The sequence below is a fragment of the Myxococcus sp. XM-1-1-1 genome (assembly GCF_020037095.1).
Taxonomy (GTDB): Bacteria; Myxococcota; Myxococcia; order Myxococcales; family Myxococcaceae; genus Myxococcus; species Myxococcus fulvus.
This window is the reverse complement of record NZ_JAIQDH010000005.1, coordinates 44,007-67,705: the sequence shown is the minus strand read 5'-3', so window position 1 is coordinate 67,705 and position 23,699 is coordinate 44,007. Positions and strand designations below refer to the sequence as shown.

At 69.8% G+C, this 23,699-nt stretch carries 17 protein-coding genes; 4 read left to right on the top strand and 13 right to left on the bottom strand.

The annotated features are described in order from the left end of the window. Entirely contained in the window at positions 1-399 is a 399-nt protein-coding gene (locus K8640_RS12725; protein ID WP_223747285.1) for a hypothetical protein, read from the bottom strand. Positions 400-648: 249 nt separating this feature from the next. Here K8640_RS12725 and K8640_RS12720 point away from each other — a divergent pair, with 249 nt between their 5' ends. Beyond that, a complete protein-coding gene (locus K8640_RS12720; protein WP_223747284.1) occupies positions 649-2,412 on the top strand; it encodes a HEAT repeat domain-containing protein in 1,764 nt (587 codons plus the stop codon). A gap of 3 nt (positions 2,413-2,415) precedes the next feature. Continuing rightward, on the top strand, positions 2,416-3,726 hold the full coding sequence (locus K8640_RS12715; RefSeq protein WP_223747283.1) for an HD-GYP domain-containing protein: 1,311 nt from the start codon (positions 2,416-2,418) through the stop codon (positions 3,724-3,726). On the opposite strand, the gene K8640_RS12710 is transcribed toward K8640_RS12715, so the two are convergent. The 7 genes from K8640_RS12710 to K8640_RS12680 all read right to left on the bottom strand — a co-directional run bounded on the left by K8640_RS12710 (position 3,707) and on the right by K8640_RS12680 (position 10,805). Further along, positions 3,707-4,741: an RluA family pseudouridine synthase gene (locus K8640_RS12710; RefSeq protein ID WP_223747282.1), complete on the bottom strand. Its 1,035-nt coding sequence runs from the start codon at positions 4,739-4,741 to the stop codon at positions 3,707-3,709. The genes K8640_RS12715 and K8640_RS12710 overlap by 20 nt on opposite strands. Before the next feature lie 10 nt (positions 4,742-4,751). Then, positions 4,752-5,015, bottom strand: coding sequence for a hypothetical protein (locus tag K8640_RS12705; RefSeq protein WP_046714254.1), 264 nt, complete (start codon positions 5,013-5,015; stop codon positions 4,752-4,754). Between the two features lie 84 nt (positions 5,016-5,099). Further along, positions 5,100-7,037, bottom strand: coding sequence for a helix-turn-helix domain-containing protein (locus tag K8640_RS12700; protein ID WP_223747281.1), 1,938 nt, complete (start codon positions 7,035-7,037; stop codon positions 5,100-5,102). After that, a complete protein-coding gene (locus K8640_RS12695) occupies positions 7,034-7,984 on the bottom strand; it encodes a P-loop NTPase (RefSeq protein ID WP_370640343.1) in 951 nt (316 codons plus the stop codon). Before K8640_RS12695 ends, K8640_RS12700 begins: the two co-directional genes overlap by 4 nt. 217 nt (positions 7,985-8,201) lie before the next feature. After that, the gene (locus tag K8640_RS12690) at positions 8,202-8,795 is read right to left on the bottom strand and encodes an HNH endonuclease (protein WP_015350138.1); all 594 of its coding nucleotides are present in this window, start codon (positions 8,793-8,795) and stop codon (positions 8,202-8,204) included. After that, entirely contained in the window at positions 8,792-10,189 is a 1,398-nt protein-coding gene (gene selA / locus K8640_RS12685) for an L-seryl-tRNA(Sec) selenium transferase (RefSeq protein WP_223747279.1), read from the bottom strand. Before selA ends, K8640_RS12690 begins: the two co-directional genes overlap by 4 nt. A 106-nt stretch (positions 10,190-10,295) precedes the next feature. Continuing rightward, on the bottom strand, positions 10,296-10,805 hold the full coding sequence (locus tag K8640_RS12680) for a GNAT family N-acetyltransferase (protein WP_223747278.1): 510 nt from the start codon (positions 10,803-10,805) through the stop codon (positions 10,296-10,298). A gap of 90 nt (positions 10,806-10,895) precedes the next feature. Between K8640_RS12680 and K8640_RS12675 the strand changes: the two genes are divergently transcribed. Then, on the top strand, positions 10,896-11,234 hold the full coding sequence (locus K8640_RS12675; protein ID WP_223747277.1) for a TerB family tellurite resistance protein: 339 nt from the start codon (positions 10,896-10,898) through the stop codon (positions 11,232-11,234). Positions 11,235-11,294: 60 nt separating this feature from the next. Here the strand turns inward: K8640_RS12675 and K8640_RS12670 are convergent, their stop codons facing one another. From K8640_RS12670 to mltG, 5 genes are all read right to left on the bottom strand, one after another. After that, on the bottom strand, positions 11,295-11,834 hold the full coding sequence (locus tag K8640_RS12670; protein WP_223747276.1) for a hypothetical protein: 540 nt from the start codon (positions 11,832-11,834) through the stop codon (positions 11,295-11,297). Between the two features lie 173 nt (positions 11,835-12,007). After that, on the bottom strand, positions 12,008-14,980 hold the full coding sequence (locus K8640_RS12665; RefSeq protein WP_223747275.1) for a DNRLRE domain-containing protein: 2,973 nt from the start codon (positions 14,978-14,980) through the stop codon (positions 12,008-12,010). A gap of 202 nt (positions 14,981-15,182) precedes the next feature. Further along, positions 15,183-18,158: a DNRLRE domain-containing protein gene (locus K8640_RS12660; RefSeq protein WP_223747274.1), complete on the bottom strand. Its 2,976-nt coding sequence runs from the start codon at positions 18,156-18,158 to the stop codon at positions 15,183-15,185. Positions 18,159-18,323: 165 nt separating this feature from the next. Continuing rightward, positions 18,324-21,227, bottom strand: coding sequence for a DNRLRE domain-containing protein (locus K8640_RS12655; RefSeq protein WP_223747273.1), 2,904 nt, complete (start codon positions 21,225-21,227; stop codon positions 18,324-18,326). 237 nt (positions 21,228-21,464) lie between these two features. Beyond that, the gene (gene mltG, locus K8640_RS12650; protein ID WP_223747272.1) at positions 21,465-22,481 is read right to left on the bottom strand and encodes an endolytic transglycosylase MltG; all 1,017 of its coding nucleotides are present in this window, start codon (positions 22,479-22,481) and stop codon (positions 21,465-21,467) included. A gap of 212 nt (positions 22,482-22,693) precedes the next feature. On the opposite strand from mltG, the gene K8640_RS12645 reads away from it, so the two are divergent. Next, complete coding sequence (locus K8640_RS12645) at positions 22,694-23,560, top strand: alpha/beta fold hydrolase (RefSeq protein WP_223747271.1); 867 nt, start codon at positions 22,694-22,696, stop codon at positions 23,558-23,560. Positions 23,561-23,699: the final 139 nt, after the last annotated feature.

Here is a 23,699-nt window from a genome sequence, read left to right as displayed (position 1 = left end):
TCAGAAATTCGAGTACTGGCTGCCGTTGATCAGGAACAACGAATAGCAGCTCCCCCCGGCCGACCAGTAGATGGAGAAGAAGCCCTCGTGGTTCATGGCCTTGTTCCAGTGAGCCCCTGTCACCGCGTCGGGCGTGCAGCTGAAGTACTCCGTCGTCGCGCCCGTGGTGAGCGCCGCGTAGAAGTACGGCGCCGCGTTGCTGGACCGTGAGAAGAGCGCCTGCGTGTTGGCGCCGGCGTGATTGCGGAAGCCGAGGAGGCTGCCCTGGCACCGGCCAGAGCCATCCGCGTTCTTGTAACAATGGGCTGACTCCGTCGTGAAACCAGCGAGGACCGCGGGCGCGGCCAGCAACGTCGCGACACAGCAGGCCGAGGCTCCGCGCTTCAAGAGACGATGCATGTGAACTCCTCCAATGGAGGCCAGTTCCCTGGCCCCTCGAAAGGAAGCCTAGCGAGCACGTCTGACGCACTGCTTCGGAGCAAGGCCACGGAGCCCAGCACCCGGCTCTTACTCGGGAATCCCTGTGCGCGCGTGTCGGGGTAGACCCATCTCCCTCCAAGTCCTCGTAGTTCCTACCGCCGCCGGCTGGGGGTTCGGAGGATTTCGGAGTAGGCTGGTGATACCGCCCGAGCGGAGAGTTGCAGACGCATGGCCCAGCCCCAAAAGACCCAGGACGCGAGCACGGACGCCGAGCAGTCCCCGGAGGTCCGAGAGAAGGTGGAGATGGCGCGCACGTTCGCGTTCCATCTCCTCAAGGGCATCAAGCAGATCGGCATGTACCGCCACAACGAGGCTCGCTTCCCCGAGTTCCTCTCGAAGGCGTTGGAGGCCATCTCCCAGTACACGGAGAAGTTCGGACCGCTGTCGTTGAAGGTGGAGCAGCAGAACCTCACGCTCCACAACGACTCGCTCTTCTCGGAAGACACGCCGCTCCCCTACAAGTTCTACCGCGACGGCATTCGTCAGCTCATCTTCCGCCCCGGCCTCACGGTGGAGGAGCTGACCACCTTCACGCTCATCTCCCTGTCCGAGCCCGAGCGCGGCGCGGACGACGTGCTGGCGCAGCTGTGGCGCGCGGGCATGGAGCACGTGGAGTACGTGGTGGTGGAAGGCTTCTCCATGGAGAACGCCAGCGAGGAGGAGGTGCAGGTCGAGGTGGACAAGGTGGTGGGCTACCTCTACTCGCGCCTGCAGACGAACTCGGATGACTACCTGCGCTTCGCGCGCGTGTCCGCGGAGGACCTGGACGCGAAGATGGACGGCGTGGAGCAGATCCGCGGCCTGGTCGTCGGCGGGCGCCACGCGTCGGACGAGCTGAAGGCGCGGCTGCAGCGCGAGGTGATGGAGGAGGAGGGCTCGCGGCTGTTCCCCAAGCTGGTGAGCGCCGTGTTCCAGGTCGTCGAAGGAGGCGTGGAGGACGGCACGCTGCTCGAGGAGATCTTCGTGCAGCTGCTCGACATGCTCCTGCTCCAGGACGACTTCGGCACCATCAATCAAATCGTCCTCAAGCTGCGCGCGCTGTCGCAGAAGGACGGCGGACAGTCGCTGGAGAAGCTGCTGGAGTCCTTCCTGCACAGGATGGGCGAGGAGCAGCGGCTGATGCGCCTGGGCGAGTCGCTCAAGGGCGCGCGGCCCAAGCAGCCGCAGGACGTGACGCGCTACCTGCAGGCCCTGGGGCGCGACTCCGTCATCCCGCTGCTCACCGTGCTGGAGACGCTGGAGATTCCCGAGAACCGCGCGCTGCTCTGCGACGCGCTGGCCATCGTCGCGCGGGACACGCCGGAGCCCTTCGTGGCGCGGCTCACGTCGGACCGTCCGCAGACGGTGCGCGACATGGTCTACATCCTGGAGAAGAGCAACCACCCCGAGCGCATCAAGATGTTCGGCCAGGTTCTCAAGAGCCCCAACCTGGTGGTGAAGCTGGAGGTGCTCGGCATCATCGGCCGCGGCCGCACCGGCGAGGCGCGCCGGCTGGTGGCCGAGGCCCTGGCGGACCCCGTCTCCCAGGTGCGCATGCTCGCCGCGCGGATGCTGCCGGAGTTCGACCGGGACAAGGCGTACTCGGACCTGATGCGCCTCATCCGCGAGCCGGCCTTCGACAAGAAGACGCCCGACGAGCGCACGGCCTTCTACGCGGCTGTGGGCGCCACGGGCACGCCGGGCGCGCTCTCGCACATGCAACAGCTGCTCGCCGTGAAGCCGTCCCTGCTCAACAAGAAGCGGGTACTGGAGGACAAGCTGCTGGCCGTGGCGGGGCTGGCGGGCGCGTGCTCCATCCAGAGCTACAAGATGTTGCAGGCCGTCGTCGAGGACCGCAACCAGCCGGTGGAGCTGCTCACCGCGGGTCGCAAGGCGATGTATCAGACACGCAAGGCGCTGTTCGGGGACTCGGCACTGCCGGAGGAGAACTGAGCGATGGCCGAGAATCTGAAAATCACCCAGAGCCAGGACGAGAACACCAGCGAGTTCGGGCGCGAGCACAACGAGAAGCTCCAGTCGCTCTCGCGCGCCATGGTGGCCGGCCTCTACATGCTCGTGCGCTCGGTGAAGATGTATGACCCCGAGAACGCCGTCTTCCAGAAGCCGCTGCACCAGCTCCAGGACATCATCAATCAAATCATCGGCAAGGAAGGCCGGCTGGAGCTCGCGGGCGTCAAGGACTCGTTCTACCTGAACGGCATGCTGGTGAAGGTGGACCTCAACTCCATCGAGAACCAGCGCTACCTGCTCGCCGAGATGCGCGGCAAGGACGTGGGCGGCTTCACCCTCACCAAGCCGGTGACGGTGCCGGAGCTGAAGAACTTCATCTGGATCTTCAGCAAGGAGCAGACGGCCCAGTCGGAGGAGGACGGACTGTCCGGCCGCAAGCTGCTCAACATGCGCGTGGCCAAGTTCTCCAAGCTCAAGGAGAAGCTGGACAAGGACATGAACAACCCGGGCGACCAGAAGGTCGATCGCAAGAAGTACGCGATGACCGTCTACGCCCGCTCGGTGTTCTTCCTCAGCAAGTACCTGGAGTCGGTGCGCGCCGGAAAGCCCATCAACGCCTCCAAGGCGCTGCGGCTGGTGCAGGACTTCGTGGACATCAGCTACGACCAGCGCACGCACTTTTTGGGCATGACGACGATGCGGCGCGAGGACGAGTACCTCGTGTACCACCAGGTCAACGTGTGCCTGATGAGCATCGTCTTCGGCGCGGAGCTGGGGCTGACGAAGCCGCAGCTGCGCGACCTGGGCTACATCGCGCTGTTCCACGACGCGGGCATGACGACGCTGCCGGAGGAGCTGGCCACCAAGCGCGGGGCGCTCACGCCCGAGGAGCGCGTGGCGGTGCAGCGCGCGCCGCTCATCTCCGTGCGCAACATCCTCATGGAGAAGGGCTTCAGCCGCTCCACGCTGCTGCGCGTGGTGACGACGTTCGAGCACAAGACGGACTTCGGCACCGCGGTGCGCGACTCACGCGGCAACATCCAGATGATCATCCCCAAGACGAACCTGGGGGCATACGCGAAGATCATCGCCATCTGCGACGCGTACGACGCGCTCACGTCCAAGCGCCCGTACCGGGATGCCTACGGACCGGAAGTGGCCTTGATGCTGATGTGGACGGAGATGCGCAACAAGTTCGACCCCGAGCTGCTCGAGGTCTTCATGCGCGTCATGGCCATCCAGCCGGTGAAGGTGCTGAGCAAGCGCCAGCAGTCGCTCAGCGTTTCCGGGCTGTAGCCGCGCGCTTCTTCGTCGCCGCCTTCTTGCGAGCGGGGGCCTTCTGCTTCGCCTCCGCCACCGGAGGCGCTTCCGGGCCTCCGAGCAGCGTGAGCGCCGCGGCGAAGTCCTCCGGAATCGGCGCCTCCAGCGACAGCGCCTTGCCCGTGCGCGGGTGCGCGAAGGCCAGCTTCCACGCGTGCAGGGCCTGACGTCCCAGGCGCTCCTGCGCGGCGGCGGCCTCGCCCTTGGGCTTGCGGCCCGCGCCGTAGAGGGTGTCTCCCAGCAGCGGGTGGCCCGACTCGGCCAGGTGCACGCGGATCTGGTGCGTGCGGCCGGTGAGCAGGTCCACCTCCACCAGGGCCGCGCCGTCGAAGGCCTGGAGCACGCGGAACAGGGTGATGGCGGGCTTGCCCTCGCGCACCTTGCCGGTGAAGCGCTGGCGGTGCACGGGGTGGCGGCCGTAGAGCGTCTCGATGCGGCCTTCCGCCGGGGGGACGCCGTGCACGAGGGCCAGGTACGTCTTGGAGACCTCGCGCCCCTTGAAGGACTTCTGGAGCGCGACGAGGGCCTGCTCGTTCTTGGCCACCACGAGGCAGCCGGTGGTGTCCTTGTCGAGCCGGTGGACGATGCCCGGGCGCAGCTCGCCGCCGACGCCGGCCAGGTCCTTCACGCGGTGCAGGAGCGCGTTGACCAGGGTGCCGGAGGCGTGGCCCGCGCCGGGGTGCACCACCATGCCCGCGGCCTTGTCCACCACCACGAGGTCCTTGTCCTCGTGGAGCAGGGACAGCGGCAGCTCCTCGGCCTCCGGAAGGGCGGCCACGGGCGGCGGGACATGGAGGGTGAGCGTGTCGCCACCGCGCAGCCGCATCGCCGCCTTCACGGGCTTGCCGGCGACGAGCACGTGCCCGTCGTCGATGAGTCCCCGGATGCGGGAGCGGGTCAGGTCGGTGAAGACGCCCGCGAGATACTGGTCGATGCGCTCTCCGCGGGCTTCCGGCGGGGCGCGATGCTCTCGCGTGTCGGGCGCTGCCACGGGGGGCGGACTACCAAATCTTCGACTTCACGTGCGCCTTGGAGCGCAGGACGATGTCGTTGATGGCGCGCTCGAAGAAGTTCGCCGTGGTGAAGACTTCCTGGCTGACGCGGCTCTTGTAGAGCTCTCGGCCCTCCTCCAGCTCCTCCTTGAGGACCTCGAAGAGGTTGTCCTGCTCGATACCCTTGATGATCTTCTGCTCGTTGTAGAGCGAGATATCCGAGGCAATCGCACGGGCGAGCCGCATCGCCTTGATCTTTTCCTCGTCCGTCATCGTCTTTCCTACATAGGCACCGCTCGGAGGGGAGTCAACTTTCCTTGTGGTACGAGCAAAAGTCGGCACCCCTCCAGGGCGGCGTCATTTCTTGCCTGACTTCTCAGAAGCCAAGGCCAGGTAGCTCCTGGACACCCGGAGCGGATCCAACCCCAGCTCGCGGGCGAGGTTCATGAGGATGCCCCGGAGGTAGACCTGCGCGGGCAGCGCCGTGTAGCGGTCCGCCTCCACGTTCTCCAGGTGGCGCGAGGAGATGCGGGTGCGGTCGGCGACCTGCTGGAGCGTGTAGCCCCGCGTCTCGCGGACGCGGCGCAGCAGCTCGCCGTTGAACTCGGCGTCGGCGGGGATGTCCGGCAGACGGGGACGAGGCTCGCGAGTCCTGGCGGCGACCTGCGCCAGCGCGGCCTCCGCCGTGGCGATGGCGGAGTCCTGGGCGAGCACCTGGGCCTCGCTCAACTGCCGCCCCGTCTGAACACGGTTCTGCGAGGGGGCCACGGGCGGCGGCGCCGTCGGTCCGACCGGACGCGTCACGGGGGGCGGCGCGGGCTCCGGAGCCCTGGCGGGCGTTCCAGCCACGACGATGGACGTCCCGGGCTCCGAGGGCTGGGTCGGCACCGACGCGGGGACGTCCGGGCTCGCGGCCACGGCGACGGGGGCCGGAGCGGGGCTCACCGTGGCGACGTGAGCCGGCGACGGTTCGGGCGCTGAGGCAGCGGGCGTCGCGTCCACCTGTGGCGCGACCACGGCCGGAGCCGAGGCGACGGGGGGCGTCGCGTCCACCTGTGGCGCGACCACGGCCGGAGCCGAGGCGACGGGGGGCGTCGACTCCACCTGTGGCGCGACCACGGCCGGAGCCGAGGCGACGGGGGGCGTCGACTCCACCGGCGGCGCGACCACAGCTGGCGCCGAGGCAACAGGATTCGCCTCCACCTGCGGCGCGACCACGGCCGGTGCCGAGGCAACAGGAGTCGTCTCCACCTGCGGCGCGACCACAACCGGCGCCGAGGCAACAGGAGTCGCCTCCACCTGCGGCGCGACCACGGCCGGTGCTGCGACAACGGGCGCCGGCTCCGCGGGCGGCGTGACCGCGACCGGTGCCGAGGCAACAGGCGTCGCCCCCACCTGCGGCGCAACCACGGCCGGCGCCGAGGCAACCGGAGCCACGACAGGGGCCGCTTCCACGGGAGGGACGTCCCCAACCGGCGCCGAGCTCACAGGCGAGGAGAACGCGACCGGCGGCGCGGCCACAGGGACAGACTCGACCGGTGGCGCCACCACGGCCGGTGCCGAGGCAACAGGCGCGGGGACCGAGGACGAGCCTCCGGTCGAGACCGAGGCAACGGGGACGGACGCCGCCGACGGAGAGGACTCGGTCGGTATCGGGGCGACAGGCGCCGACGGGGCAGCGGGGACAGGAGCGGACCCCACCGACTGCGCGACCCCGGGCGCGGCAACTGGAGCCGACTCCACCGAGGCGCCCCCCTGCTCCATGGCGCCCACGGCCTTCGAGCTGGACGACACGGGCCCCGGCTCCGCCGCCGGGGCCTGCGCCTCCGCGCCCACGCTCAGCGAGGCGGGCACATCCACCAGCCCACCGACGAGCGGCGCGGTCTGCAGGGAGCTCGTCACATACGACAGCGAGTAGCCGCTGACGAAGCTCGCCCGGAACGCCTCGGGCCCGCTCAGGGCCGGGGCCTCGTCCTCGGACGCGCGCTTCTTCTTCCCCTCCGCCACCGCGCTCGCCAGCGCCTCGGCCGCCTTCACCGTGCCCCACGGCGCCGGCAGCCCCAGGTCGCGGTCATACTCACCGCGCAGGTCGCCATCGGTGAGGATCTCCATCGCCTCGGTCATCCGGGCGCGGAGCGCATCCACCTGGTCCGGCTCCACCAGCGCGTACACCGCGATGGAGTCCGGCGCATACAGCTCCATGAGTCGGGAGTACGCGGCGCGAATCTCCTCCATGGGCGCTGTGACCGGGACCTCCAGGAGCTCGTAATAGGTCTGCTGCGCGAAAGGCTTCATGGTGACGAGGAAGGGTCGGGGGTCGCGTCGAGGGCGAGCAGTCGTGAGGCGATACGTTGGATGGCCAGGGCGGCCGGGGCGTCGGGTCGTTCGATGAGCACGGGGCGCCGCTTGCGCACCGCGCGCCAGGCCTCATCGTCATACCGGATGGCGCCCAGGTCATCCATCGCGATGCCGAAGAACTTCTTCCACGCCGAGGCCACCGCCGCACCCACGTTCAGGTCCGCGTCCGTGCGCGCCTGGTTCACCACCAGCCGGATGCGGAACTCGGACAGCTCCCGCTCCAGTCGCTCCGCACCCACCGGGTCCTTGTTGCGCACCTGCGCCAGCACGTCATGCAGCGTCCGCAGCGAGCCCTCCCGGGTGGTGAGCGCGCTGTCCACCAGGTCCTGGATGCCGTACTCCGCCTCCATCTGCTGCAGCCGCCGGAAGAACGCCGCCTTCGCGAAGCGGTACGCGTTCTCCACCGACGTCGGCTCCGGCAGCACCACCAACAACCCGTGGTCCGCCAGGATGAAGAAGTCGATGGTGTTGAAGCTGGTCCCCGCGCCCAGGTCCAGGATGAGGTAGTCCGCCGACGCGCCCATCAGCGTCTTGAGCAGCTTCTGCTTCTGCGCGTACTTGAGGTTCGCCGCGTCCAGCGCGTCCTGCGCGCCCGCGATGAGCGACAGCCGGGGCACCCCCGTGGGGACGATGACGTCCTCGAGCCGCGACTTGTTGCGCCGCAGGAAGTCCGACAGCGTCGCCTCCGGCTGCCCCACCCCCAGGCACGTGTGCAGGTTCGCACCGCCCAGGTCCGCGTCCACCAGCAGCACGTTCAGCCCCGCCTGGGCCAGCGCCACGCCCAGGTTGGCGGACACCATCGACTTGCCGATGCCGCCCTTGCCACCGCCCACGGCGATGATGCGCCGGGGCCGCTGCCGAGCGCCGCCAGGCCCTGGGGCCACCGGCTCGGCGGTCGGGGTCCCCAGGGCACGGGCATCGGCCTGGGGCGCTCGCGTGGATTTGGACATGGGCAGGGGCATCAAAGCCCGTCCTACCGCCCGAGTCGACTCCCCGCCAATCCGTGGCCACTTCGTGGATCAACCCGAGCCATGACTCCCCCCGCGACACCCCATTTTACAGGGTTCGCCGGGCAGGCCGGTGAGCAAGCGCTCGGGCGCCCTACTCGTCCAGCAGCTCCACGTTCCAATACGAGGCATCCGCCAGGTGCAGGAACGGCAGCCACTCCTGATACGTCACCTTGCGCGTGGCGCCCCGGAACAACGGCGTCCAGCGCGGGCGCACCGGCTTCTTCAGGAGCCGCATGTCCGCCTGCTCCGGCGTGCGGCCCCCCTTCTTGAGATTGCAGGGCACACACGAGCACACGACGTTCTCCCACGTCGTCTTGCCACCCTGCGTGCGGGGCATGACGTGGTCCAGGTTCAGCTCGCTGCGCGGCAGGTTCTTGCCGCAGTACTGACAGGTGTCCGCGTCGCGCGCGTAGATGTTGAGCCGGGAGAAGCGCACCCGCCCTCGGGGCAGATGGTCATACGCGCTGAGCACCAGCACCCGGGGGACGCGGATGGTCCGGTTGATGGTGGTGATGCAGTCATTGGTGGCGCTCAGCGCCGCCCAATCATCGAACTCGTAGAGCCGGTACTGCGCGTCGATGGCCTTGGCGACGCCCTGATACAACAGGCTGAAGGCCCGCTTCACCGACGTGACATGCACCGGTTGGTAATACCGGTTGAGTACGAGGACGGCGCTGTTGATCATGGTGGTTTCCCGGGACTTGCGGTCGCCACCGCTTCGGCGACCGACCTGAGCTCCTCCTCCGCGAGACAGCGGACGTCGAGGACCACCTCGCCATCCGCGATCCTGCCAATAACCGGCATCCCGCCGGCGCGCAGGCGCTCGAGGAAAGATTCCGGTGCACCCACGTTGAGGATGCACGCAAAGGAAGGCAACCGGGCCAGCGGCATGGCGCCCCCGCCCACCTGTCCCACCACCCCGTCCACTCGGGCACTCACGCCTTGCTCGGCCAGCAAGTCCTGAAGTCGCAGCGCGCGGGCGCGCAGCTCCTGGGACGACTGGGCGAGCAGTCTGTACGTGGGCACGGCCCCTGGCTTGCCGTCCCGATACAACTCCAGCGTGGCCTCCAACGCGGCCACCGTCAGCTTGTCCACCCTCAACGCCCGGGTGAGCGGATGCGCCTTGATGCGCGCGAGCAACGCCGAGCGTCCCACCACCACGCCCGCCTGCGGCCCGCCCAACAGCTTGTCCCCCGAGAACGCCACCACATCCGCTCCCTCGGCGACCACCTCGGCCACCGTGGGCTCCTGTCCCATCCCCTCTCCCACCATGGGGACCAGCGCCCCCGAACCCAGGTCCTGGAACACGGGCACCCCGCGCTCCCGGCCCAGCGTCGCGAGCGCTCCCACGCTCGCCTCCTCGGTGAAGCCCACCACCGCGAAGTTGGAGCGGTGCACCTTCACCAACAGGCCCGTGTCGTGGCCCACCGCGGCCGCGTAGTCGGACAGCCGCGTGCGGTTGGTGGTGCCCACCTCCACGAGCCGCGCGCCCGACTGCCGCATGACGTCCGGCACCCGGAAGCCTCCGCCAATCTCCACCAGCTCCCCGCGCGACACGACACACTCGCGGCCGGACGCCAGCGCGGCCAGCACGAGCAGCACCGCACCCGCGCAGTTGTTGACGACGAGCGCGTCCTCCGCGCCGGTGAGCTGACGCAAGAGCCCCACCACCGGCGCGTAGCGGCTGCCCCGCTCGCCCTCGTCCAGGTCGTACTCGAGGTTCGAATAGCCCCGCGCCACCTGGGCCACCCGCGCCACCGCCTCCGGCGCGAGCGGCGCGCGCCCCAGGTTGGTGTGCAGCACCACGCCCGTGGCGTTGAGCACCGCGCGCAGCCCCGGCGTGGACAGCGTGCTGAGCGCCTCGCCCACGTCCGCGTCGTCGAAGGGGCGCGGGTCGCCCTGGAGCAGGCGCGCGCGCACGCGGTCCACGGCCAGCCGCAGCGCGGACACGGCCCTGGCGCGGGGAACACCAGACAGCAGCGGTTCCAGCGACGGCCGTCGCAGGAGCTGCTCGATGGAGGGGAGTGCGCGCAGCAGCGCGTTCTTCCCGCCGTCTACGCTGTTCGACGGGGGGCCCACGCTCGCGAGTCTAGGAGACGCACGCCCCGCACGCCAAGCCAGCGGCGGTGTCAGCCAGGTGACGTCCCGCTCACGCGCGGGCGTCTTCCTGGATTCCCCGCTCGACTCACGGCGCCGTCAGATAGAGGCTGATCTCCTCGGTGGCGCCGGGCAGGCGCATGTGCCGCTCGAAGCGCAGGCCCATCCGCTCCAGCAGCTTGATGGAGCTGACGTTGTCCTTGGAGACGATGGCGGCGACGCGCGAAATCTTGTGGTCCTCCCGGGCGTGGCGCAGCACCGCCTCGGCGGCCTCCCGCGCGTAGCCCTGGCTCCAGTAGGCGGGCTTGAACGCGAAGCCGATGTCGGGGTGCTCCAGCGAGTCGCGCTTGAGCAGGCCGCACAACCCCATGGGCACGCCGTCCTGCCGGCCCTCCACCAGGTACAGCCCGTAGCCCAGCTGGGCGTACTGCGTCAGGGGCACGTTGGTGATGTAGTCGTGCGCGCCCTCGATAGTGCGCACGCCACGGTCTCCGATGAAGCGCAGCCACGCGGGCTCGTTCAACATCCCCAGGATGAAGGCGGCGTCCTCGTGCGTCACGCGACGCAGGACGAGCCGCTCCGTCTCCACCACTTTCATGAGAAGCTTTCTCCGCGAAGCCCGTGCACTTGTAGGAGCGATACATGTGTCGCGCCCACTCGCGAGCCCACCTCGGAGGATGTACCAAGGATGTCCACCGCCTCAAGCCCCGACGCCCGCTTCCAGATTGAAGTCCTCAAGCTGCTGCTCCAGGTCGCCAGCGGAGACGAGGGGGTCAGCCGGGAGGAGATCGACCACATCATGGCCACGGCCCGGGGGATGAGCGTTCCCCTGCCGGACCTGGAGCAGCTGGCGAAGTGCCTGCAGAACGGGACGCCGCTGCCCGCGCCCAACCTGGGCATCCTCAAGGCCGACCCGAAGGCCGTCATCGACGCGGCGCATGACCTCATCGCCAGCGACGGGCACATCCACCCGAGCGAAATCGAGATGCTGCGTCAGCTCCGCGAGCTGCTCGGCGTGGCGGCCTGACACCTCGGAGCGGGGCCACCGGGACGCATTGCGCGTCCCGGCGGTCTGCCTGCACGACGACTACGGGTCGACCTCGTCGACCTCCAGCTCACTGCCCGCGCCGCTCAGCAGCTCGAGCAGCTCCGCCGCGCCACCCTCGCTGTCGACCAGCGCCGTCAGCTTGCCGCCACCGAGGAACTGCATGATGAACTGCTTTTGCATCTCCGCCCGGCCACCCTGGACCTCGCCCAGGACGGTGAGCGTGTGCGGCTCGTCGTGTCCGACGACACGCTCGGAGATTTCACAGTTCCCCAGCACGAGCACGTTGGCGTGCAGCTCCGCCGTGCCGACCCGCAGGTCACCGAGGACGAGCATCCCGCCCGGCCCCTTCAACACCAGCGTCTCCACATCCACGTTCCCCGTCACCACCACGCAGTCGTTCGAGGCGAACGTCCGGGAGGTGTCCTTCAGGTTTTCGTGGAGGTCGATGCCATCCCGCAGCATCGAGAAGATATCGACGGGCGCGGCCAACAGGCCGTCCTCGTCCAACGTGGTGAGCTGCTCATCCGCGGCCTCGAGGGCCTCTGCACGATCTTGGAGCTTCTTGGGGAAAGGAGTCATGTACCCCTCCGTCCATATCGCGAATCCCGCTCCCGGGAAGCAGGAAGAGACCATCCCCCGCGAACATGACGAACGCGCGCCAATGGACAGGTGGCTCGCCTCGTCGCACCCCGGGCAGGTGACCGCCCGCCCGGACAAGCACGGACGGTCACAGCCCCGGAGTCACCCGTCGCTCACGGCCTCAGCTTGACGTGCAGCAGGTCCAGCCGGCGGGAGGTCGGCGTGTACCAGGTGCCATCCAGCTCGATGGACCACCCCAGGTCCCCCGTCAGCACCACCCCGCCCGTCACCGCCGTCAGCCGGGGGGACTGGAGCGGCTCGAACACCCTCACCCAGCGCGTCTGCAGCGTCGACGAGAAGCTGGCCACGGTGGGTCGCTGTGGCGCCACCGTCTCCGGCAGCCCCACGGAGCCCAGCCCCAACAGGCCGCCGTGCCCCGCCTGGACCGTGAACAGGTTCCCGTTGGCGTCCGCGACCAGCGAGCCCAGGCCAGAGGAGCTCGTCGTGCTCAGCGGGAACTGCCGCAGCGTCAGCTCCGCGCCCGTGGAGGTGAGCCTGCCGAGGATCGCCTCGCGGGGACCATCGTAGTTGTCGTCCGGCTCCGCGCTGACATACGGGGTGCCCGCGAAGGTGAAGCGGCCATCGAAGTCGCCCGTGAAGGCCACGCCCCCATCCGGCAGCACCGCCACCTGGTACAGGTCCGCGAACACCGTGTCGTAGGACGTCGGCAGCAGCCAGTGCCACTGGTGGTCGCCCGTCACGCTCCAGCGCGCCACGAACACCCCACCCCGCGCGAGCGCGCCCGCGCCGAAGTCGGTGCCCGGTCCGGCCCAGCCGCCCACGGTGATGTTCTCCTGCGCGTCCACCGCGACGCTCACCGCCTGGGTGCCCCGCATGGCGTTCGTCTTCAGCACGCGCGCCCACTGGTAGGCGCCGTCCCACTGGAGCTTGAGGACGAAGGAGTTCGGGTACTCGTCGTCGTAGGGGAACGGCTTGCCGGCGTCGACCTCGCCGCCACCGAAGTCCGTCTTCCCCCAGAAGCCGCCCGTCACCACCGCGCTGCCGTGCGCGTCCGTCGCCAGGTCGTGCACGAACATGGGATTGTCGAGCAGCTCGTCGTCCATGCGGAACCACGCCGTGTAGCCCCGCGTCCAGTCCACCGCGCCCGACGGCGTCAGCTTCATCACGAACATGCCCGTGCCCCGGGGCAGCGCGCCCTTGCCCAGGTCCGGCGTGCCCCGGTACTCACCGGCGACGAGCACGTTGCCCAGCGTCGTCACCGTCACCTTGCGGAACTCCACGCCCGGCTGGGCGAACGTCAGTCGCCACGCCACCGAGCCATCCGCCCGGTGCAGCGTCACCACATCCGTCTGCTCGGCCCAGGACTCGCCGTCCCGCGTCTGCTCCTGCGTGCCCACGACGGCGAAGCCACCGTCCGGCGCGGGCGCCGTGTCCCGCGCGCGCTCGGCCGAGGCGTTGTTCGTCTGCTTCACCCACGCCGTCGTCCCCGAGGGCTGCGTGCCCCGGTACGAGCAGAACGGCGCGCTCTCCGTGACGACGACCAGCCGGGGCGCCGCGTCCAGGAGCCCCTTCGCGCTGGCATCCCCCGTCGCGAAGCTCAACCCCTTGGAGGAGTCGGCGAGCAGCCCGAAGGCGTACCGCCCCGAGGCCGTCACCACGCTCGTCACGTCGTACTCCACCCACTGGTCCTTCTTCACCGCGCCCGCGTCCCCCACCAGGTCCGTCACCGCGGGCGGGTGCTGCCAGGTCGCGGCCGCCGGGTCGAACGGCTGCGCCTGGTAGAGCAGCGGCCCGTTGTCCGTCGCCTCCAGGGCGTAGAGCTGGAGCAGCACGCGGCGCACCGGCGTCGCGTCGAGTTGGACGTCGAACTCCAGGAAGCCGTTCATGCCCGGCGAGCCATCCACGCGCATCGACGCCTCGCGGTGGAACGTCGTCGTCGGACGCTCGGCGCTCACATAGGTGTCGTGCCGCAGCTCGCTCACCTTCGAGACCAGCTCCCGGCGCGTCATGCACGCATCCGTCGGCGCGGCCCTGGGCGCCCCCGTCCACACCAGCAGCCGCGGGCCTCCGCCCCCGGACCAGGACTCCTTCGAGTGGAAGAGCATCGCGTCACCCGACGTCCCGTACACGCCGAAGGTGAAGTTGCCGTTGCCACGCACCAGGTCCGTCACCTCGTAGTCCACGTACCCGGATGGCGCCAGGTAGGGCAGCCGGTCGACCTCCGCGCCCACCTTCGTGGGGCGGGTGTTCCAGGAGACGCTCATCTCGCTCCAGGGCCCCTGCGTGGCGTAGACCGCCGGTCCCCCCGTCGTCCCATCCAGGCCCACGTGCATCCGCAGCACCGCGCGCTGCACCGACTCCGTCAGGCCCAGCACGTCGAAGCGCAGGTGCACCTCGCGGTCGGGCGACTGCCCCACCCGCAGGTCCGTGGCGAAACCGCCCTCGGTGGACGTCGGCGCGTCGGCGGAGACATACGTGTCGTCGCTCGCGGTGAAGACCACCGGAGGGCTCGACACCGTGATGGGCAGCGCGGGGTGCGGGGGGTGGTCGTCCGCGGACTGGACGGTGAGGACCAGCTGGGGGCGCAGTGACGTGTTCGGATGCTCGCTCGACGCAATCGTCACGCCGTCCGTGCTGTCGGCCACCAGGTGGACGTCCGTGAAGGCGCTCGTGGAGATGTGCATCCCGGTGATGTCCAGCTCGATCCACGTGCCACTGGCCACCGCCCCCGCGCTGCTCAACGCGGAGAACCCATCCCGGGTCGGCCGCGTGTTCCAGGTCGTCAGCTCGTTCCAGGCCCGCCCCCCGATGCGAGGGTCATGCGCCGTGGGCCCGTCCGCCGAGCCATCCAAGGCATACACCCGCAACCGGGCCGTGGTGATGGTGCCGTCCACCGGAGCGACATAGAAGCGCAGGTACGCCTCCGACTCGGGTGACTGGTCCACCTCCATCGTCGGCTGCGAGCCGAAGCTCGTCGCCGGCGAGGCCGCCGACACATACGTATCCGCCGCCGCCACGATCGCCACCGTCTGCGTGACGAGCTCCTGCTCGTGGCTCCCCGTCTCCGGGTCAACCCCTGCTCCTGGTTGGGCACTTCCACACCCATTCAGGAAGAAAAGTGCCACTCCCAGACTCCAACCCACTGCGCCAACTGTCCACCGTTTCACGTGACCTCTCCCTCGCGTGCTGCCACTGAATTGGGAAAGCAACAGGTGCGCCAACGCGTGTGAGTCATTGGGCCACTCGCAGCGTCTACGATTGACATGAAAATGCGACCGCCCGGTCAGCGGACCGAGCGGTCGCGAACATCACGTCAGGGATTGCGGGTCAGCGCCGGAGCTTGAAGTGCAGCAGGTCCGAGCGCTGGGCCGTGGAGGTGTACCAGGTGCCCTCCAGCTCGAAGGCCCCCGCGAAGTCACCGCTGACGATGACGCCCTCGCCCGCGGGCGTGAGGCGCAGGTCCGACTGGAGCACGTCGAGCACGCGGACCCAGCGCGGCTCCAGCGAGGCCGTGAAGCTCGCCACCGTCGGACGCGGCGGCGAGGTGACGCCCGGCGGCCCCACTTCGCCCAGCCCGAGCAGCCCGCCGAAGCCCCCCAGCGACACCACCAGGTTGCCCGCACCGTCCAGTACCAGGTCGTGGAAGAAGCTGGAGTGAGCGGGCGTCTGCTGGAAGTGCCGCAGCGACACCTCCTCGCCCGTGGCGCTCAATCGGCCGAGGACCGCGTCCCAGGGACCTCCCTCGTACTCGTCCGGCTCCTTGCTGAGGTAGGTGCGCCCACCGAAGACGAGGCCTCCCTCGAAGCTCGCGGCGAAGGCCACGCCGCCGTCCGGAAGCACGACGACCCCCGTCATCCTGGAGTGGTTCACGCCCATCACCCGGGACCACTGATAGGCGCCGCTCGGGCTCCATCGCACGACGAACAGGCCATTGCGGTAGACGGGGCCATCACCGAAGTCGATGCCCTGCCCCGTGGTGCCGCCCACGGTGATGTGCTCCTGCGCGTCCACCGTGAGGGCCGTGGCCTGGGCGCCTCGGATGCCCGGTGACTTGAGGGTCCTGGCCCACGCATAGGCCCCATCCCACTGGAGCTTCACGATGAAGCTGTTCGGGCGGGAGTCGTCGTAGGGGAAGGTCTTGCCGGAGTGCAGCTCCCCGCCACCGAAGTCCGTCTTCCCCCAGAAGCTGCCCGTCACCACCGCGCTGCCATGCGCGTCCGTGGCCAGGTCGAACACCGCCATCGGGTTCTCGTGGCGCACCGTGCCGTCGTCGAACCAGGCGGTGTAGCCGCGCGTCCAGTCCACCGCTCCCGACGGCGTCAGCTTCATCACGAACAGGCCCGTGTTGCCGGCCAGGGGCAGCGGGCCCTTGCCCAGGTCCGGCGCGCCCCGGTACTCACCGGCGACGAGCACGTTGCCCAGCGTCGTCACCGTCACCTTGCGGAGCTCCACACCCGGCTGGGCGAACTCGCGCGACCACGCGACGCCGCCGTCCTCACGGTGCAGCGTGACGACGTCCGTCTGCGAGGACCAGGGCGTGCTGTCCAGCGTCTGCTCCACCGCGCTCAACACGACGAAGCCGCCACCGGGCACGGGCGCCGTGTCCCTCGAACGCTCGGCCTCCGGACGGCCGGCCTGCGTGCCCTCCAGCGTCCCTCCCGCGGGGTTCGTGCCGCGATACGAGCAGAACGGCTCGCTCTCCGTGACGATGACCAGCCGGGGCGCGGCGTGCAGGATATAGCCCCAGTGCGCGTCGACCGAGGCGAAGCTCAGCCCGTCGGACGAGTCCGGCACCAGCCCGAAGGCGTGGCGTCCCGGCGCCGTCACCTCGTTCGTCACGTCGTACTCCACCCACTGGTCCTTCTTCACCGGGCCCAGGTCCCCGAAGGGGTAGAGCGTGGTGGGCTGCTGGTGCCAGTTGATGGTGTACGGGTCGAAGGGCCGGGCCTTGAAGATGCGCGGGCCGCTGCCCGTCGCCTCCAGGGCGTAGAGCTGGAGCAGCACACGGCGGACCTGTCCCGGGAACGGCTGCACGTCGAAGTCCAGGTAGCTGACGGCTCCCGGCGATGCGTCCACGCGCAGCGTCGCCTCGCGATGGAACGTCCGGGTGCCGTGGAGCGCGTCGACATAGGTGTCATGCAGCGGGAGCACCGTCGTCGTCTGGAGCTCGCGGCGTGTGAGGCAGGCATCCATCGGCGCCTCGCGGGGAGTCCCCGTCCAGATGAGGAGCTGGGGAGGATTCGCCGACGACAGGTCGGACTCGCGCGAGTGGAACGTCACCGCGTCCGCGGACCTCCCGTAGAGCCCCAGCGTCACGCTCCCATTGCCGCGCACGTGCGCCGTCACGTCGTAGTCGACATAGCCCCAGGGCTCCAGGAACGGCATGCGGTCCAGCTCACGGCCCGTCTTCGTCGGGCGGGTGCTCCAGGTGACGCTCGCCTCATTCCAGGGGCCCTGGGTCGCGAAGACGGACGGGCCGCCCGTCGTGCCGTCGAACCCCAGGTGGAGCCGCAGCACCGCGCGCTGCACGGTCTCCGGCAGCCCCTGGACGTTGAAGCGCAGGTGCACCTCGCGCTCCGGGGCATTGCCCACCACGAGCGTGTCGGCGCTGCCTCCCGCGGACGACGTCGGCGCGTCGGCGGAGACGAACGTGTCGGCGACGGCGACCAGGGTCAGCGGAGGGCTGGCCACCGCGAGGGGCACCAGCGGGTTCGTGGGGTGGTCCGGCGCGCTCTCGACGGTGAGCAGCAGTTGGGGGCGCAGCGCGGGGTCGGGATGCTCACTGGAGGCGATGGTGACGGCGTCGTCCCCATCCGCCTTCAAGAAGAGGTCATTGAAGGCGTTGGGACCGACGTGGACGTTGGTGACGTCGAACTCCATCCACGAGCCATCCGGCACCACCGCCGACGTGGCGAGCCACGAGGTGGCGTGCACGGGCCGCGTGTTCCACGTCGTCTCCTCGTTCCAGCTCCGGTACACGCCCGGCCCATGGGCGGTGGGCCCATCCGAGGAGCCCTCCATCGCATACACCCGCAACCTCGCCGTGGTGATGCGCCCCTCCGGGATGGGGTCGACGAAGAAGCGCAGGTACGCCTCCGACTCGGGAGCGCGCCCCACGACCAGTGTCTGTGATGAGCCGAAGCTCGACGTCGGCTGCGCGGCGGACACATGCGTGTCCGCCATCGCGATGGTGCTCACCGTGCGCGTGACCAGCGCGTCACGTTCCTGCTCGATGACTTCCGTCTGTGAAACCGAAACACCTTCCTGGGCACCCCCGCACCCACCCAGGAAGACCAGTGCCACTCCCAGACCCCCACCCACGGCTCCCACTGTCCACCGATTCACGTCATCTCTCCCTCGCGTGCTGCCATTGCGATGGGAAAGCAACAGGTGCGCCAACGCGTGCGGGCGCGAGCCCCACCGTGGGTGCCCGCGCCCGTCCCCCGCGCAACGAAGATTCGAGCCTCGCTAGGGCCGCAGCAGCAGGTGCAACACGTCCGAGCGGCGTGACGTCGGCGTGTACCAGACGCCATCCACCTCGAACGCGCTGACCAGGTCTCCCGTGAAGAGGATGCCGCCCGGCTGCGGCGTGAGCAGGAGGTTCGACGGGAGCAGGTCGAACACCCGGACCCAGCGCGTCTCCAGCGCGCCCGTGAAGCTGGCCACCGTGGGCCGGTACGGCGCCTCCGACTCCGACGGGCCCACGTCTCCCAGGCCCAGCAGACTCCCGCCGCCCGCCTGCGTCGTCACCAGGTGCCCCTGGGCGTCCACGATGAGGTCCTGGAACGTCAGCTCACGGAACGTGCGCAGCACCACGTCCGCCCCCGTGGCGCCCAGCCGACCGAGCATCGTGTCCCGAGGCCCGCCGTCGTACTCGTCCGGCTCGCGGCTGGCGTAGGGCTGGCCCGCGAAGTCGAAGCGGCCACCGAAGTCTCCGATGAACGCGACGCCGCCGTCCGGCATGACGGCCAGGGCACGCAGGCTGCTGAAGTAGACCGGGATGACACGCACCCAGCCGAGCGCACCGCTCGCGTCCCACCGCGCCACGAACGGACCGATTCGCGCGTCCGGTCCCGCGCCGAAGTCCGTCGCCCTCCCCGCCCAGCCGCCCACGGTGACCTGCCCTCCGGCGTCCACCGCCACGCTCGTCGCCTCCGTGCCGCGCAGCGTGTCCGCCAGGAGCAGCTTCGCCCACTGATAGCCCCCCTGCCCGTCCAGCTTCAGCACGTACGAGTTCGGATACGTGTCGTCATAGGGGAACGGCTTGCCGGAGTAGACGGGCCCGGCGCCGAAGTCCGTGTAGCCCCAGAACGTGCCCACCAGCACCGCGCCGCCCTGCGCGTCCGTGGCCAGGTCGAGCACCTGCATCGGATTGTCGAGCCGCTCGTCGGCCCGCTGGAACCACGCGGTGTAGCCCCGCGCCCACGCCACCGCGCCCGACGCCGTCAGCTCCAGCACGAACATGCCGGTGCCCTGGGGCAGCGCGCCCGTCCCCAGGTCCGGTGTCCCGGCGTAGGAGCCGGCGGCGAGCACGTGTCCCCGCGCCGTCACCGCCACCCTCGAGAAGGAGACCTGCGCCTGCGTGAAGGCCCGCGTCCACACCACGCCCCCGTCCGCGCGGTGCAGCGTGACGACGTCCGTCCGCTCGGCAGACGGAGGGGCATCCCGCGTCTGCTCCCGGTGGCTGAGGACGACGAAGCCCCCGCCCGGCGCGGGCGCGGTGTGGTGCGAGCGCTCCGCCTCCGCCGCCGTGGACTGCTTCACCCACGCCGTCGTCCCCGAGGGCCGGGTGCCCCGGTACGAGCAGCGCGGCGCCGCGTCCTTGACGACGACGAGCTGGGGCGCGGCGTCGAGGATGCCGCGCTCGCTGGCCTCGGACGAGGCGAAGCGCAACCCATCCGCCGAGTCCGGCACCAACGCGAAGGCATGACGCCCCGACGTCGTCACCACATCGGTCACGTCGATCTCCACCCAGGAGTCCCGCGTCACCGCGCCCAGGTTCGCGAGGGCGCTCCCGCTCACGACGGGGCGATGGGCCCAGTCCGTCGTCGCCTCGTCGAACGGCTGCGCCGAGAACACCTGCGGTCCATTCGCCGACGCATCCAGCGCATACAGGCGCAGCAGCACCCGGCGCACGGGCTGCGTGCCCAGTTGCACGTCGAAGTCCAGGAAGCCCTCCGCTCGAGGTGCCCCATCCACGCGCAACGAGGCCTCGCGGTGGTACGTCGTCGACGGCGTCTCCGGCGTCGCATACGTGTCATGGAGCGGAGGGACGGTGGTCGCGATGACCTCCTGTCGCGTCATGCAGTCATCGCCCGGCTCGCTCCGAGACGCACCCGCCCACACGAACAGCCGAGGCTCCAGGTCCGCGGCCTCGCGCGAGTGGAACGTCACCTCGTCCCCGGAATTGCCATACAGCCCGAAGGTGACGTCCCCGTTGCCACGCACCTGGTTCGTGACGTCGTACTCCACGAAGCCATAGGGCGCGAGGAACGGCGCCCGGTCCAACGTGCCCCCTACCCGCGCCGGACGCGTGCTCCACGTCAGGCCCGACTCGCTCCACGTGCCCTGGGTCCCGAAGACGGACGGACCGCCCTCCGTACCGTCCGCGGCCACTCGCAAGCGCAACACCGCGCGCTGCACCGTCTCCGTCAACCCCGTCACGGAGAAGCGCAGGTGCGCCTCGCGCCCCGGACTCGTGCCCACGCGCAGCGCCCGCGCCGAGCCACCCTCCGAGGAGCCCGGCGCATCCTCGGAGACGAACGTGTCCGCGCTCGGCGCGAAGGACACCGGCGCACCGGACACCGTCAGCGGCACGGGGCGCGGCGGCGGATGGTCCGACGCGGACTCCAACGTGAGCACCAGCTGGGGACGCAGGGCCGGGTCGGGGTGCTCGCTCGACGCGAGCGTCATGCCGTCCGTGCTGTCCGCGCGCAGGAACACGTCCACGTAGCTGCCCTGGGAGATGGACATGTCGCTGACGTCCAGCTCCATCCAGGTGCCGCTGGCCACGGCGCCCGCGCTGACCACGCCCCAGTACCCGCCCCAGTCCGGGCGGTTGCTCCACGTCGTCAGCTCGTTCCAGGAACGCACGCCGGGCGGGTCGTACACCGTGGGTCCATCGACCGAGCCATCCACCGCGAAGACCCGCAGCCGCGCCGTCGTCACCGTGCCGGTGAAGGGCTCGATGAAGAAGCGCAGGTAGGCCTCCGACTCGGGGGCGCGGTCCACCTCCAGCGTGGGCGAGGAGCCGAAGCTCGTCGTCGGCGACGTCGCCACCACGTGCGTGTCCGCGCCCGCGCCGAACGTCACCGTCCGGGTGACCAGCTCCTCGTCACTCGACTCCGGGCGCGTGTCCGGGGACGCCTCCACCGGAGGAGTGGAACTCCGTTCCCCAGGTTGGGAAGGCCCGCACCCACCCAGGAGCCCGAGCGCCACACCCAGCCCCCACCCCACCGCCCCGACTGTCTTGCGCCGCACGGCACCTCTCCCTCGTGTTCAACGAGGGAGGTCGCTGAGCAACAGGTGCGCCAGCGATTGGCCACCCGAGGACAGATGGAGCCGAGGCACCGCGCCCCCGCCTCCTCGGCGGGGGGGCGCCATCCAGGCTCAGTACACGTTGTACTTCTTGCGCAGCGCCTCGTGCTCGTCCGCGTTGCGCGAGGGGTGCAGGTTCTTCTGCGCGTCGTGCAGGTAGTACCAGAACTCGCTCGGCTTCGGCGCCATGGCGGCCTGGAGCGACTCCACCGTGGGCGCGCCGATGGGACCCGGCGGCAGGCCCTTGCGGTGCCGCGTGTTGTAGGGGTCCTCGGGGTCTCGCAGGCGCTTGAGGAACTCCTTGCGGTCGTTCCACTGCGCCAGCACGTAACGCGACGTCGCGTCCACGCCGAGCGGGAAGCCCTTGTCCACGCGCTTCCAGAGGATGCCCGCCACCAGGGGACGCTGCGCGGGCACCGGCTCCTCGCGCTCCAGCATGGAGGCCATCACCACCACCTCGTGCAGCGAGCGTCCGCTCCTGGCGATGGCGTCCTTGTTCGGCGTGTAGAAGCGCGCGGCGAAGGCGTCCAGCTGCCGCTGGATGAGGTCCTCCACGTCCACGTCCCCGGGGATGATGCCGTACGTCTCCGGGTAGAGGTAGCCCTCCAGCGTGGTGACGGGCAGCGGGAACGGCGCCTTGAAGCGGCTGGGGTTGCTGGCCGCCGCGATGTACTCGCCCGGCTTGATGAGGTTCGCCGCGACGAGCGCCGCGTCCGTGTCGCGAAGCCGCCAGCCCTCCACCACCACGAACGGGATGTCGTCCGGGAGCGGGTTGCCCTCCAGCGCCTTGGCCAGCTCCGCCACCGTCATGGACGGGCTCACCGGATGACGCCCCGCCTTGGGCGAGAACCCACCCCGACGGAACAGGTGGTAGCGCCAGACCTTGGTGTCCGAGAGCAACCCCTGCGTGACGAGCAGGCCGCCCAGGCCCCTGCCCGAGGTTCCCTTGGGGACGGTGAACTCCACCACGGGCGCACCCGGAGCGGCGACGGCCTTGTTGACCGCCCCCTCCATCACCACGAAGGCACCCACACCCGCCACCGCCGCCAACACGATGACCACTGCCAGAGCCGCGAGGACTTTCTTCATCGCGGCGCAGGGTAGCACCGCCGACGCGGCCTGCATCCTTCCGTGTCATCGGATGTCCGCTCCCAGGCGCTCCCCTGCTGGCCAGCCTGGTCGGCTCCCTCCGCCTGGCACCCGAATCGCCGTCCGTCCGCGCGCCCGGGTTCAATGGCGTCCCCTGATTCAGGTCCCCATCTTCGCGACGGTTGCACCCACCCGAAACGCGAGGACATGCCATGGCGACACAAGCGTCCACAGGGGCCGGGAAGATCTCCGGCAGCTACCTCACCACCCGCGACGGCACGCAGATCTACTTCAAGGACTGGGGCCCCCGGGATGGCCAGCCCGTCGTCTTCTCGCACGGCTGGCCGCTGTCGGCCGACGCGTTCGAGGACCAGATGATGTTCCTGTCGGACCGCGGCTATCGGACCATCGCGCATGACCGGCGGGGCAATGGTCGCTCGTCACAGCCGTGGAGCGGGCATGACATGGACCACTTCGCGGACGACCTCGCGGAGCTGACCTCGGCGCTGGGGTTGAGCAAGGCCGTGCACGTGGGCCACTCGACGGGCGGTGGCGAGGTGGCCCGGTACATCGGCCGGCATGGCACCTCGCGCGTGGCGAAGGCGGTGCTCATTGGCGCCGTGCCCCCCATCATGCTCAAGACGGACTGGCACCCCAACGGGCTCCCCATGAAGGTGTTCGACGACATCCGCGCGGGCGTGCGCTCCGACAGGGCGTCGTTCTTCCGCGAGCTGAGCCTGGCGTTCTTCGGCTTCAACCGCCCGAACGCGAAGGTCTCCGAGGGACTTCGTGACACGTTCGTCATGCAGGGGCTGATGGCCTCCATCAAGGCCGAGTACGACACCGTCAAGGCCTTCTCGGAGACGGACTTCCGCGCGGACCTGGCGAAGTTCGACGTGCCCACGCTGGTCATGCACGGTGATGACGACCAGATCGTCCCCTTCGAGGGCGCGGGCAAGCTCACCGCCACCCTGGTCAAGGGCGCGAAGCTCAAGGTCTACCCCGGCTTCAGCCACGGCATGTGCGCGGTCAACAAGGGCATCATCAACGAGGACCTGCTCGCCTTCATCCAGGGCTGACGCCACCACGGGCCGCGCGGACACGCCCCGTTCGCGCGGCCCGTCGTTCTTCTCCAGGTGAGGACAGCCCTCGAGCGGATTCGCGTGCGACGCGGACGTCCGACGTCCGTTCATGACGCAAGCCCCCCCGGCCTCGGCT